At 49.6% G+C, this 12,519-nt stretch carries 11 protein-coding genes; 8 read left to right on the forward strand and 3 right to left on the reverse strand.

Features of this window, described 5'->3' with window-relative positions; all coding sequences use genetic code 11:
- The first annotated feature begins 16 nt into the window (after positions 1-16).
- From FNY66_RS03465 to mgrA, 3 genes are read left to right on the forward strand one after another with little or no spacing between them, the layout of a single operon-like run.
- Complete coding sequence (locus FNY66_RS03465) at positions 17-865, forward strand: HAD-IIB family hydrolase (protein ID WP_150310308.1); 849 nt, start codon at positions 17-19, stop codon at positions 863-865.
- Positions 862-1,614, forward strand: a complete 753-nt coding sequence (yaaA, locus tag FNY66_RS03470; protein WP_150310309.1) for a peroxide stress protein YaaA — start codon at positions 862-864, stop codon at positions 1,612-1,614. The genes FNY66_RS03465 and yaaA overlap by 4 nt, the downstream gene beginning before the upstream one ends.
- A 24-nt stretch (positions 1,615-1,638) precedes the next feature.
- Positions 1,639-2,628 (forward strand): L-glyceraldehyde 3-phosphate reductase, encoded by a 990-nt coding sequence (gene mgrA, locus FNY66_RS03475; RefSeq protein WP_150310310.1) that lies wholly within the window; start codon positions 1,639-1,641, stop codon positions 2,626-2,628.
- 233 nt (positions 2,629-2,861) lie between these two features.
- Here the strand turns inward: mgrA and FNY66_RS03480 are convergent, their stop codons facing one another.
- Positions 2,862-3,539, reverse strand: a complete 678-nt coding sequence (locus tag FNY66_RS03480; RefSeq protein WP_150310311.1) for a superoxide dismutase — start codon at positions 3,537-3,539, stop codon at positions 2,862-2,864.
- Positions 3,540-3,703: 164 nt separating this feature from the next.
- Here FNY66_RS03480 and FNY66_RS03485 point away from each other — a divergent pair, with 164 nt between their 5' ends.
- The 5 genes from FNY66_RS03485 to FNY66_RS03500 all read left to right on the forward strand — a co-directional run bounded on the left by FNY66_RS03485 (position 3,704) and on the right by FNY66_RS03500 (position 9,117).
- Positions 3,704-4,189: a helix-turn-helix transcriptional regulator gene (locus FNY66_RS03485; RefSeq protein ID WP_087151228.1), complete on the forward strand. Its 486-nt coding sequence runs from the start codon at positions 3,704-3,706 to the stop codon at positions 4,187-4,189.
- The gene (locus FNY66_RS03490) at positions 4,183-4,488 is read left to right on the forward strand and encodes a transposase (RefSeq protein WP_150310312.1); all 306 of its coding nucleotides are present in this window, start codon (positions 4,183-4,185) and stop codon (positions 4,486-4,488) included. The genes FNY66_RS03485 and FNY66_RS03490 overlap by 7 nt, the downstream gene beginning before the upstream one ends.
- 256 nt (positions 4,489-4,744) lie before the next feature.
- Entirely contained in the window at positions 4,745-8,071 is a 3,327-nt protein-coding gene (locus FNY66_RS03495; protein ID WP_150310313.1) for a UvrD-helicase domain-containing protein, read from the forward strand.
- 34 nt (positions 8,072-8,105) lie between these two features.
- The gene (locus tag FNY66_RS15425; RefSeq protein WP_190324765.1) at positions 8,106-8,276 is read left to right on the forward strand and encodes a hypothetical protein; all 171 of its coding nucleotides are present in this window, start codon (positions 8,106-8,108) and stop codon (positions 8,274-8,276) included.
- Positions 8,277-8,280: 4 nt separating this feature from the next.
- Positions 8,281-9,117: an inositol monophosphatase family protein gene (locus tag FNY66_RS03500; RefSeq protein ID WP_229409440.1), complete on the forward strand. Its 837-nt coding sequence runs from the start codon at positions 8,281-8,283 to the stop codon at positions 9,115-9,117.
- 93 nt (positions 9,118-9,210) lie between these two features.
- On the opposite strand, the gene FNY66_RS03505 is transcribed toward FNY66_RS03500, so the two are convergent.
- Positions 9,211-11,604: a glycoside hydrolase family 31 protein gene (locus FNY66_RS03505; RefSeq protein WP_150310314.1), complete on the reverse strand. Its 2,394-nt coding sequence runs from the start codon at positions 11,602-11,604 to the stop codon at positions 9,211-9,213.
- A gap of 83 nt (positions 11,605-11,687) precedes the next feature.
- Positions 11,688-12,509, reverse strand: coding sequence for a carbohydrate ABC transporter permease (locus FNY66_RS03510; protein ID WP_087151224.1), 822 nt, complete (start codon positions 12,507-12,509; stop codon positions 11,688-11,690).
- Positions 12,510-12,519 lie beyond the last annotated feature (10 nt).

Here is a 12,519-nt window from a genome sequence, read left to right on the forward strand (position 1 = left end):
ACAGAGGTATGGGAAAATGCAGATAAAGTGTATCGCTCTTGATCTGGACAGGACGACGCTGAACAGTCAGGGGCATCTGAGTGAAGCAAACAGAGCAGCGATCGAGAGAGCTGTTGACGCCGGCATCCAGGTCGTAGTGGCGAGCGGAAGGGCGCTCGACTCTCTTCCGGCGGAGGTCACGGACATTAAAGGTATACGATATGCCATTACATCTAACGGAGCAGCCGTGTATGATCTGTATACAGGAAAATGTCTGAGGCAGTATAAGATGACGCGGGAGTCTGTAAATGAGATCCTTAAGTATACTGTTCCGGAAAGAGTGTACGGATATTTTGCCGGCATGGAGATATCATACGAGGCGTTTATCGACGGCAGGGCATACGCTGAGAAGCGGTATGTGGATGATCCGGTGAGATTCGGGGCGATGCCTCACGCTGTTGCATACATACAGGGAACCAGGACTCCTGTGGAGGATATGAGGGCTTTTATAAGGGAACATATTGAAGAACTGGACTGCATCGATCTTGTGGTAAAAAGTGAAGAACTGAAAGCACGATTGTGGAAAACTCTGCAGGAAAATGTAGAAGATGTGTATATCACTTCATCGGTGCGTCAGCTCCTTGAGATTTCCCACAGAGATGCCGGAAAGGACTCGGGCGCGGCGTTCCTGATGAAATATCTTGGACTGGAGAGGGAAGAGCTCGCGGCCTTCGGGGACGGGGACAATGACACCGGACTTCTTAAATATGCCGGGATCGGATTTGCCGTGGCGAATGCATCTGCTGCATGTCTGGCGGCCGCCGATGAGATCGTGGTGTCAAACGATGAGAACGGAGTAGCACAGGGGATAGAGAGGATATTATGAAGATTATTATTTCACCAGCAAAGAAAATGAATATTGACACCGATACGTTAGCCTTCAGGAGTATGCCGTCCTTTCTCAGTGAGACAGAAGAACTTCTCGCGTGGATGCGGCGCCTGACATTTGCAGAGGCAAAGGCGATCTGGAAGTGTAACGATAAGATTGCCGAGCAGAATTACCGAAGATTCCAGGAGATGGATCTGGAAAGGAATCTTACCCCGGCGGTCATTGCATATGAGGGGATACAGTACCAGTATATGGCACCTGCTGTGTTCGGCGGTGCACAGACGGATTACATTCAGGAACATCTGCGTATCCTGTCGGGATTCTACGGAGTGCTTAAGCCTTTTGACGGTGTGACACCCTACCGCCTGGAGATGCAGGCAAAGGCGTCCGAGGCGGGAGATCTGTATAAGTTCTGGGGCGATAAGCTGTACCGGGAAGTGGCAGGGGAAGAGAAAGATGGCGGGCTCATCCTGAATCTGGCGTCAAAAGAGTATTCAAAGTGTGTGGAGAAATATCTAACACCGGAAGATACATACGTGACAGTGGTGTTCGGTGAACTGGCAGACGGGAAGGTAAAGCAGAAAGGGACACTCGCCAAGATGGCGCGGGGAGAGATGGTGCGCTATCTGGCGGAGAATAAAGTAGAAGATCCGGAGAGAATCAAAGGGTTCGACCGGCTCGGGTACTGTTTTGAGGAAACCCTGTCGAACGAAAAAGAATATGTGTTTCTGAAACACGGAGAATAATGTGAAATACAGGAGGGAAAGTTTATGTACAATGCATCAGAAAAAAGATACGAGAACATGTTATACAACCGCTGCGGGAAGAGCGGGCTGAAGCTTCCGGCGGTATCGCTGGGACTATGGCATAATTTCGGAGACACTGCTCCGTTTGAGACGATGAGGCAGATCTGCTTTACGGCGTTTGACAATGGGATCACACATTTTGACCTTGCAAATAATTACGGGCCGGAGCCGGGAAGCGCGGAGAAAAATTTCGGAAGAATATTAAAGGAAGATCTCGGTCAGTACCGTGATGAGCTGATCATCAGCACGAAAGCCGGATATGATATGTGGCCCGGGCCGTACGGAAACTGGGGAAGCAGGAAATATCTTCTGGCGAGCCTTGACCAGAGTCTGCAGAGGATGGGACTTGAGTATGTGGATATCTTCTATCATCACAGAATGGATCCGGAGACGCCGCTCGAGGAGACAATGGGAGCGCTCGCGCAGGCAGTCTCATCTGGGAAAGCCCTCTATGTGGGTCTTTCGAACTATGACGGCGAGACACTGAAGAAGGCTTCGGCAATCCTTGACGAACTGCGTTGCCCGTTCATCATCAACCAGAACCGTTATTCTATTTTTGACCGTACCATCGAGAACAATGGACTCAAAGATACAGCGGCGGAACTGGGAAAAGGCATCATCGCGTTCAGCCCTCTTGCACAGGGACTGCTGACGAACCGGTATCTGAACGGGATTCCGGAGGACAGCCGGATTATGACGGACGGAAGATTCCTTACGAAGGATGCGCTCACGGAAGAACGTCTGCAGCAGATCAGGAATCTGAACGGGATAGCGGCAGGAAGAGGACAGACACTTGCAGAGATGGCGCTGAGCTGGGTGCTCCGTGACGGGATCGTGACGAGTGTACTCGTCGGTGTGTCCAGGCCGGAACAGGTGCTGGATGATATCAGGGCGATACAGAATCTGGAGTTCAGTAAAGAGGAGCTGGCCAAGATAGACAGCGTATCGCTGTAAAAGATCGGGAAGAGCAGCGAAAAAAGATGTAATATCTCCCGATTCCTGGTACGGTATTTGACCGGGGATAAAAACACAGCTTATTCAGCTCGCTGCCCCGCCGGGCAGGGGTCTCTTTATTTTGTACTTGACCTTGACGTTACGCCAACATTTATCATTAATGACAGAACGAAACCTGCCTCTGCATAATTTTATGGATTTTCGGCGGGCGGAAAGGGCGCCCGCTCTTATCTTTATCTGCCAAATCTTTCCCCGGCCTTCTCCCAGTTTACTACCCGGAACCAGTCGTCGATATATACAGCACGCAGGTTATAGTGCTTCAGATAATACGCGTGTTCCCAGACATCGATGTTCAGGAGGAGTGTGCGTGAATGCAGCATCGGCGTGTTCTGGTTGGATGAGGTTACGATTTTAAGCCTGCCGCTGTCGGAGACGAGCCATGCATAGCCGGAACCGAAGACCGACAGAGCGGCCTCTTTGAACTGGGTTCTGAAATTTTCGGGACTTCCGAACTGGCGTGCCATCTCGCGGAAGAGCCTGGCTGAAGGGTCGGATCTTACTTTTGGTTCGCAGTCGTCAGTTATCCGGCGGGAATCGTTTGATTGAAAGAAATTTTCACGCCGGTGAGGTCTCATACTGTCAAAATAAAAGCGATGGTTGTATACTCCGCCTGCATTGTTGCGAAGCGGCGCCTGCAGATGGCAGGGAAGCCTGCACCATGAGGCGAGCAGTTCTTCCAGAGAGTATTTCTGCAGTGCAGGATTTTCTTCGAGAAAATGGTTAAGATTGTCGATGTATGTCTGAAGATGCCGGTCGTGGTGAAGGTGCATTGTCTTCTCATCAATATAAGGCTCGAGAGCGTTGTAAGCATATGGAAGAGGCGTGTTGATAAACGGGTAATAATTGTTCATGCTGAACTCCGAATACTCTTTCTGATACTTTATGAAAGAAATCCATACATGTTTCATAGTGTGCCAAAGAAATTTGCACAGATTCCAAACAGATTTGCTGGCAATCCAAGAGTCTTTCTGATATTCTGTGTAAGACAAAAAGACAGAAGAGAGGAGCGGGGAGTATGCTGGGAGAGAAGCTTGTAACACTCAGGAAGAAGTACGGTTACAGTCAGCAGGAAATCGCGGATATGCTGTCTGTTACGAGACAGACTATATCAAACTGGGAGTGTGGTCAGGGGGCGCCGTCTCTGGACAAAGCATCTGAACTTGCCAGGATCTATAAAGTGAGCCTGGATGATCTGGTGAAAAATGATGTGGAAATCACAGTGGGAGAAAAGAAAGAAAAAGATTTACATGTCCTGAAAAAACTTATCGGGAAAAGATGCTGCCTGGACTGCAGGGACTGGGATCTGATGCTGGTTGATGAAGCTGCAAGTGATCTTTCGGGCGCTTTGGAAGTGCGGATTCTCGATGTAAATGAGGAATGGATCAAGATCGAGTATGAGCGAAGGAAAGAGGGAACTATTTTCCAAAAAGAGACAGTGGTAAAGTTGGTTGATCTCTCTCTGATCACCGGACTGAGGACGGAGGTGACGGCAGTATGGTGATATTTCTACTGATTGTTATTATAGGAATGCTGATCTATATCATCTGCGAATATAAGAAAGAGAAAAAAACAGACAAAAAACAGATGCCGTGGGGAAAACTTCTCCCGGAATACGTGGGGAAAAACTGCGAGATCGTGGTGAAAGATCCACTGGTAAATATCGATATCATGTATAGCGTGAAAGGAATCCTGACAGATGTGGATGATGAGTGGCTGGAGATGGAATGTACGATCAAGAAGAAAAAAGTGTTGAAGATTTTCAGAATTGATAATATCAGCGGTGTAAAGGAAATCGTGTAGCATTGCAGTGAGAGACAGATAGTACAGAATAGTATTATTGTGCAGGAGATCATAACAAAAGGAGGCATATTTTCAATGAGAAAGTATGTCTCCTTTTTAAAATACAATAGTCCGGCTGTTATCAGAATTTGTTTCATTATAACTTTGTCGTGTCAATTCTTCAAGGTTGCTTCTGGATTTTCGCAGGTGTATGATTGAAGTAAATGTTCTGATGTGTCGAACAGTTGATTTACAGTTAAGCGAAAGAGGTATCATTATGTACATAGGAGATTTGCATATTCATTCCAGATATTCCCGGGCGACGAGCAAAGAGTGCACACCTGAGCACCTGGATCTGTGGGCGAGGAAGAAAGGAATACATATTGTAGGAACCGGTGATTTCACTCATCCGGCATGGCGGGAAGAGCTGGAGGAGAAGCTGGAGCCGGCGGAGGACGGGCTTTATGTACTGAAAGACGAATACCGGATCAAGGATGAGAGTGTTCCGGGAGAAGTTATTCCCCGCTTTGTCATAACAGGTGAGATCAGTTCTATCTATAAAAAGAACGGAAAAGTTCGTAAAGTACACAGCCTGATCCTTCTGCCTGGTCTCGAGGATGCGCAGAGGATTTCGGCGAAGCTGGAACAGATCGGAAATATCCATTCTGATGGCCGGCCGATCCTCGGTCTGGACTGTCATGATCTTCTAGAGATCATTTTGGAGCTCTGTCCGCAGGCAGTCTATGTACCTGCGCATATCTGGACGCCGCATTTTTCTCTGTTCGGGGCATTCTCTGGATTTGATACAGTGGAAGAGTGTTTTGAGGATTTGACACCGTACATTCATGCCATGGAGACGGGGCTCTCATCTGACCCGCCGATGAACTGGCGTGTCTCGGCACTGGACCGGTATCAGCTGATCTCTAATTCAGACGCCCACTCTCCGGCTAAACTTGGCAGAGAGGCTAATCTGTTTGATATTCCACTGTCCTATGAGGGGCTTTCCCGTGCTATTCAGACGGGAGAGGGATTAAGCGGCACGATCGAGTTCTTTCCGGAGGAAGGAAAATATCACATGGACGGGCACCGTAAATGCAATCTCTGTCTGACGCCTTCTGACACACTGAAATATAACGGTATCTGCCCGGTGTGCGGCAGGAAGATCACAATCGGAGTGTCCCATCGTGTAGAGGAGCTTTCAGACCGGGCAGAAGGATATATCAGGGAAAACGCAAAGCCGTTTGAGAGCCTGGTTCCGCTGCCGGAAGTCATCGGGGCTTCTGCAGGACATTCGGCGGCCAGTGTGAAGGTGCAGAGAGAATATCAGAAAATGCTCTTGGAGCTGGGATCGGAATTTGAGATCCTGAGGAATCTGCCGCTGGAATATATCCGCAGGGTGTCCGGCACCCGCGTAGCGGAGGGAATTGAGCGCCTGCGCCGCGGGCAGGTAGAGCGGCTCCCGGGCTTTGACGGGGAGTATGGTGTGATCAAATTATTCAGCTCAGAAGAGCTGAATAATACAGAGGGCCAAATGAGTTTCTTCGAGCTTCTCAGAACGCAGGAAAGCAAAAAAGAAAAGGCAGAGAAAGCAGGCAAAGAGACAAGGAAAGCGGAAAAGAAGCATGTGGAATCAGCGGCGGAGCAGAAAGAAGATCAGAAGAAACGACAGGAGAAACAGCAAGATCAACACCGGAATAAGGCAACTGCTCTGAACCCGGAGCAGGAGTATGCCGTTCGCTGTACTTCGCCTCATATTGCGGTAAAAGCAGGCCCGGGAACCGGAAAGACGAAGACGCTTGTATCCCGTCTTCGTTATCTTCTGGAATACCGTAAAGTGCGGCCCGCAGAAATTACAGCGGTCACATTTACCAATCAGGCGGCTGCCGAGATGCGAACCAGAATTGAGCGGGAGACCGGAAAAAAACAGGCGGGCCGTACGATGCAGATCGGCACGTTCCACAGCATATGTCTGAACTTCCTGAAAGAGCAGGGAGAAGAATTCACCCTGATGGGCGAGGCACAGCAGCGGCTTATGGCAGAAGAGGTCATCTTGCAGGAGGGGCTGAATGTCAGACCAGCTAAATTCCTGGAGCAGGTATCACGCAGAAAATCCGGTATGGACAGAGCGCTTGCAGGCGATGCTTTCGGCGCGGATATTTCTGGAGACCCGGTATGGCAGCAGGCGTACCAGCTTTATGAAGAACGGAAGCAGGAACTGCATCTGCTGGACTTCGATGATCTTCTGGTGCGTGTGACGGAGCGGATAGAGAACGGACAGGTAAATGACGGATGGGAGAAGAAGTTCCGGTATCTTCTTGTCGATGAATTCCAGGATATTAATCCTGTGCAGCTTATGCTGGTGAAGCTGTGGAGTCAGGCGGGAAGAGAGCTGTTTGTGATCGGCGATCCGGATCAGTCAATCTACGGCTTCCGCGGAGCGGACAGCGCCTGTTTCGAGCGCCTCGGAAGAGAATACGAAGATCTTGAGGTCGTAAACCTGAAAGAAAATTATCGTTCCGCGCCTCAGATCCTGAAGGCAGCATCGGCAGTCATCAGAGAGGCAGAATCAGTGGAAAAGGAAGAAAGAGAAATGCTTCATCCAAACTGTCCTGACAGCGTGCCTGTCAGGATCGTCCGTGCCGGAAGCCCCATGGGCGAGGCAATATTTATCGCAAAGGAGATCAACCGGATGGCGGGCGGTATGGGGATGATCGAGGCGCATCAGACTGCATGGGAACATCCGGATAAGAAAGCACGCAGTTTTGATGAAATGGCGGTCCTCTGTCGTACACACCATCAGGCCGAACTGGTGGAAAAATGTCTTCGCACAGAGAGCATCCCGTACGTGATCGCCGGCAGGGAGGATTATCTGAATGAAGAATCTGTACAGAACAGTATCTGTTTCTTTCGCCTCATAGAGCAGACAGAGAAATCAGAGCCTCTGCCGGATTCGCCGCATGAAGAATCAGAAAACACACAGCAGCGCGAAGTTTCGGATATGACCGGCGATATTTCCGGGATGGAGATATGTGCCAGATATTTCTGGAAACTGGAGTGGAGCGATATGGCTGAGGAAGTGATCAGAAATACTCTGATCAGGTACCGCCCGCTCTATAAAAAGAAAAAACCTCAGAAATTCCTTGAACAGTGGATGGAGGAGATGGAGCTGACAGGTGATCCTGCGATGCAGAAACTTCTGCAGGCGTCAGTCTTCTACAAGACAATGACGGAATTTCTGTATGCACTTGAGCTGGGAGTGGAGAGTGACCTGAAACGATGCGGCAGTAAGAAATACGCTTCCGACGCGGTTACTGTCATGACTCTGCACGGCTCGAAAGGACTTGAATTCCCCGTGGCATTTATCTACGGAGTGGAGAAAGGTTCGATCCCGCTGGAGAATGAGAAACATCCGTCAGATAAAGAGGAAGAGCGCCGTTTGTTCTATGTAGGGATGACAAGAGCGGAGGAAGAGCTGATCCTGACAACTTCCGGGGAGGAGTCTGAATTTACCGGTGTCATCCCCGAGGATGTATCTGTTCGCGAAAATGAAGAGAAAAAGAAGAAAGAACAGGAATGGCAGCAGATGAGCTTGTTCGACATGTGATGAAGAGAATCTTCCGGAAGACTGTGATGATCGTTTGAAACATCTGCATCGAAAACTGGAAAAAAATAAGGATATCAAGGAGATAGCTGAGGAGCTGGAATTAGAAAATAATTACGTGGAAAAGGTTACTGCCCTGCTTCGGGAAGATCCGGACAGAACGGATGAACAGGCGGCAGAGCTGCTTCTGCGTGGAAAGGAAATCTAGAGAGATGGAAATAAATATTAAAATTGACTATAAGGCAGTCGAAGAGATTGTGCGCCGCGCGGGCAGGATGATAAAGGAGGCGTATCTTTCGTCAGATTCTGTACAGCACAAGGAAGGGGATGCGAATTTTGTTACTTCTTATGATGTGGCGATCCAGAAGTTCCTGATAGATGAGCTGCATGGCATAGTTCCGGAGGCGGCATTTTTCGGCGAGGAGGAGACAGAAGGAAATACCCGGGAGAAAGAACTCGATGGTCTGTGCTTCCTGATCGATCCGATCGACGGTACGACGAATTTTATGTTCCGGTATAATTACAGCTGTGTTTCCGTCGGGCTTGCATATGCAAGGAAAATGATCGCGGGATTTGTATATAATCCGTATGTGGACGAGATGTTTACAGCGGTCAGGGGAGAAGGGGCGTATCTGAACGGGAACAGGATCCATATGCCGGACAGCACTCTTGAAGACGGAATCGCGTCTTTCGGATGCGCAAGGTATAATGATCCCAATACTGATCTTTTGTTCCGTGTGGTACAGGAGATGTTTAACCGCAGTCTTGCAGTGAGGTGCGGAGGTTCGGCGGCGCTTGACCTGTGCCGTGTGGCAGCCGGAGCAAGTGTTGTATATCTGGAGATGAAGCTGAATCCTTATGATTATGCAGCGGCGTCCATTATTATAGAAGAAGCGGGAGGAGTGATCACGCAGATTGACGGGAGTAAGATCACGCTGGATCAGCCGTGTTCGATATTGGGGGCAGCGCCGAAGGCGGCAGGTGAAGTGCGGGATATGATAGAGTGTATATACAGCAGCACTGACGATGAGGAAAAACTGCGCAGATAATAAGAAGAAACAACAGCGATAAAATAACAGGGCGGCACGGATTATTTTCCTGATCTGAAAAGATCACGGAAATATCCCTGTCGCCCTGTTATTTTATGCACTGATGATCTCAGTCAGGACGCCGAGAAGATCTGCATCCAGATCCATGGTCTGGAGCTGGGAGAGCAGGATCGTTCTGTCGTCTGATCTTTGGATCATGCTATAGAGCGTATCTTTGAGGACGAATGAAATTTCTGCCTGATTCAGGAAGTCAAAACATTCTTTTACAATATCATTCTCCGCTGTTTCTGCGTGTTCTGCGAGGAGGCGGATCTGCGTGCAGACGGGAACGTCCTTCAGTGTGCAGGTGAGGACGCATGTCTTTTCATCATAAGTGATACTGCAGCCGGATGCTTCCGACAGACAGGAACCGCCGGCATATACGGAGGTATGATCCGTGCAGTCCTTTACACCGTGCAGCTGAACGATATATGTACGTTTCTCGGGAATTAGTTCTGTTTCTCCGCGAGCTCCTTCTATGATAAATTCGGCATTGTCATCCCAGTGGAATTTCATGTCTGTTGTAACACATTTGCCGGATTTATAGTCTTCTGAAATATTGTCGTCTTCATAGAGGGTAAAGCTGCCGTCAGCGCCTGCGTAAACATGGATGCGCAGTTCCTGCGGATTGCTTCCTGCATCCTTTATTTCATCGGTCATAGGTATGACAGCTCCGGCTTTTGCGAGAACAGGAATGGAATTGATATCCCGGTACATGGCCAGGATACGTCCTCCTCTGTATTTCCTTCCGGTGAATATGTCGTAACAGATTCCGTCCGGAAGCCATACTTTCACTTTTGCCATATTCAGTTTCGGAATACACGGCGAGGTGACTGGCGCCGCGACCAGTTCGCTTCCAAAGAGATACTCGTTGGGGAACTGATAAGCGTTTTCTTCTTCCGGCCAGTTGTAATACATCGGCAGCATCAGCGGTATATCCTCTTCGTATGCGCGGTGGTTCATTGTATACAGATAAGGGAGAAGACGATGACGGAGTCTCAAGAACTCTTCCATCATTGAGCAGATCTCCGGTCTGTAGCGCCACGGTTCTTTTCCGTTGAATTCGCTGTTGCTGGAGTGCAGGCGCATGATTGGCGAGAATACACCGAACTGCAGCCATCTGCCGGCCATTTCATCATCTTTGAACCCCCTCATATGACCGCCGATGTCATGACTCCACATTCCGTAGCCGATATTTGACGCAGTGGATGTAAAATATGGCTGGAACGCAAGCGAATCCCAGGTGATAATAGTATCGCCCGAAAATCCTACGGGATAGCGGTGGCTCCCGGGGCCTGCATATCTGGAGAATGTCATAGGACGCTTCCCGTCTCTTGCGTTGTCCAGATAGTGATAGTGGTTCAGCATCCACAGAGGATCGAGCCCTTCAATCTTGCTGACGCCTCCGGACTGCCAGTCGATCCACCAGAAGTCTACGCCTTTTTCTTCGGCAGGGTGGAAGATGTGGCGGAAGCACGCATCGAGAAAATCCGGATTTGAAATGTCAAATACAACGGGCTGCTCCGTGTCCGGATCGATCCCCATAGCCTGAGCCATCTCAGGGTACATCTCTTCAAAAGCCCGGATGCCGTCGGCAGGATGGATGTTCAATGTGATATGCAGGTTCCGGTCGTGAAGCCATCTCATAAAACCTTCCGGATCGGGGAAGAATTCCCTGTTCCATGTATAGCCTGTCCAGCCGCTTCCGTATTTGGGGTCGATGTCTACCAGATGCCAGTCCATATCGATAACAGCTACAGAGAAAGGAAGGCTCTCATTTTCAAAGCGTTCCATCAGTTCCTTATAAGTTTTTTCTGTATATTTATAGTAACGGCTCCACCAGTTTCCGAGTGCGTAGCGCGGAACCATGGGACTCTTTCCGCACAGGCGGGCAAAGTCTCTGAGCGCCTGCAGATAGTCATGCCCGTAAGCCCAGAAATAGATGTCGATGCATCCTTTGCGCCGGGGCTCAACCCATCCGTCTTCCCGGATAGCCAGAGAGCGGCTGTCGTCCATTACAGAGAAGCCGTCACGGCTCACGATTCCGTGATCCAGAGAAATAGCGCCGTCCGCTTCATCCAGGGTACGGGCGGTTCCCCCCAGATCTTTGAAATCTTCGCCGTAATGCCAGATGCTGTGATAAGCGCTGTAGTTGCCGATGGCCTGTATGGAGAGCCCGTTGGCGGAGAACGGCTTCCGGTCATAGATCAGATGCGCCTTTGGCGTGATGATCTCAAGAGAATCATCCCCATCGATCACGCGGAAGGTGCTTTTGGGGAAATTGCGGTTCCACACGGACTGGGTTGCCCTGTCTTCAAAAATCCCGTCCGGGTCATATTCAAGACGGAGAAGCCCTTCTGTAAGGACAGATATCCGCCAGCAGTCTCCTTTAATGATATTTTCAAGTGCAGTCTCAGGATGAGTTTCTGCGATCAGTTCTGGTCTCATATTCGAATCTCCTTTCAACTGGTCTGCCGCGCGCTGACAGGAGCCAGTGCGCGGCAGGCGGCAGAAAAACTGCCATATCTATATTAACCCTTGACCGCTCCGGCGGCAACGCCTGCCACGAAGCGTTTCTGGAATATCACGTATACGATGATGACCGGGAGGATCGAGATCGTAGTTGCTGCGAACAGTCCGCCGTAATCTGTGGAATACCTTCCGTTAAAGAGGGTAAGACCTACGGCAAGGAGCTGTTTCCCTTCGCTGTCGATCATCAAATATGGCCAGAGGTAATCTTCCCATACCCAGAGGAACTGGAAGATCGCGATAGCGGATATCCCGTTTTTACACAGGGGGAGCACCAGCTTGTGAAATGTCTGGAACTCATTGGAGCCGTCCATGCGGGCAGCTTCGATCAGTTCGTCGGGAATGCTCTCCATGTTCTGTTTCATCATGAAGATACCGAATCCGCTGACCATCACAGGCAGGATCAGGGATATGTAAGTATCCTGAAGACCGGCCTCCATGAACATTGTGTATCTCGGGATGATCGTAACTGACCATGGCACCATCATCGTCATCATGACGAAACCAAAGATGATGTTCTTGCCCTTAAACTGATATTTGCCGAGTACGTAGCCGCACAGGCAGCTCGTATAGATCACGAGCACGGTGACTGCAACGGCGATGAAAATACTGTTCATAAAGTAACGCAGAAAATCAAAAGTCTGCTGAAGGTTCATATAGTTGTCGACGGTCGGCTCCTGCGGGAGCAGCGTCTGAACGATGGACTGGATCTCGCCGTTTGTCTTAAAGGAGGAGAGCACCATCCATACGAACGGGAAGACCGTGATGACTCCGACCAGGGCGAGCACGACGTATAAAGCTGTTTTCAATACCTTGTGTTTCATATCCTGACCT

This window comes from Mediterraneibacter catenae (genome assembly GCF_008691045.1).
In the GTDB taxonomy this organism is placed as follows: Bacteria; Bacillota; Clostridia; order Lachnospirales; family Lachnospiraceae; genus Mediterraneibacter; species Mediterraneibacter ornithocaccae.

Bases quoted from the DNA above. Each gene is read 5' to 3' on its own strand.
- yaaA (WP_150310309.1), top strand. From the start codon at position 862: ATGAAGATTATTATTTCACCAGCAAAGAAAATGAATATTGACACCGAT.
- mgrA (WP_150310310.1), top strand. From the start codon at position 1,639: ATGTACAATGCATCAGAAAAAAGATACGAGAACATGTTATACAACCGC.
- FNY66_RS03500 (WP_229409440.1), top strand. From the start codon at position 8,281: ATGGAAATAAATATTAAAATTGACTATAAGGCAGTCGAAGAGATTGTG.
- FNY66_RS03490 (WP_150310312.1), top strand. From the start codon at position 4,183: ATGGTGATATTTCTACTGATTGTTATTATAGGAATGCTGATCTATATC.
- FNY66_RS03480 (WP_150310311.1), bottom strand. From the start codon at position 3,539: ATGAACAATTATTACCCGTTTATCAACACGCCTCTTCCATATGCTTAC.
- FNY66_RS03495 (WP_150310313.1), top strand. From the start codon at position 4,745: ATGTACATAGGAGATTTGCATATTCATTCCAGATATTCCCGGGCGACG.
- FNY66_RS03485 (WP_087151228.1), top strand. From the start codon at position 3,704: ATGCTGGGAGAGAAGCTTGTAACACTCAGGAAGAAGTACGGTTACAGT.
- FNY66_RS03505 (WP_150310314.1), bottom strand. From the start codon at position 11,604: ATGAGACCAGAACTGATCGCAGAAACTCATCCTGAGACTGCACTTGAA.
- FNY66_RS03510 (WP_087151224.1), bottom strand. From the start codon at position 12,509: ATGAAACACAAGGTATTGAAAACAGCTTTATACGTCGTGCTCGCCCTG.
- FNY66_RS03465 (WP_150310308.1), top strand. From the start codon at position 17: ATGCAGATAAAGTGTATCGCTCTTGATCTGGACAGGACGACGCTGAAC.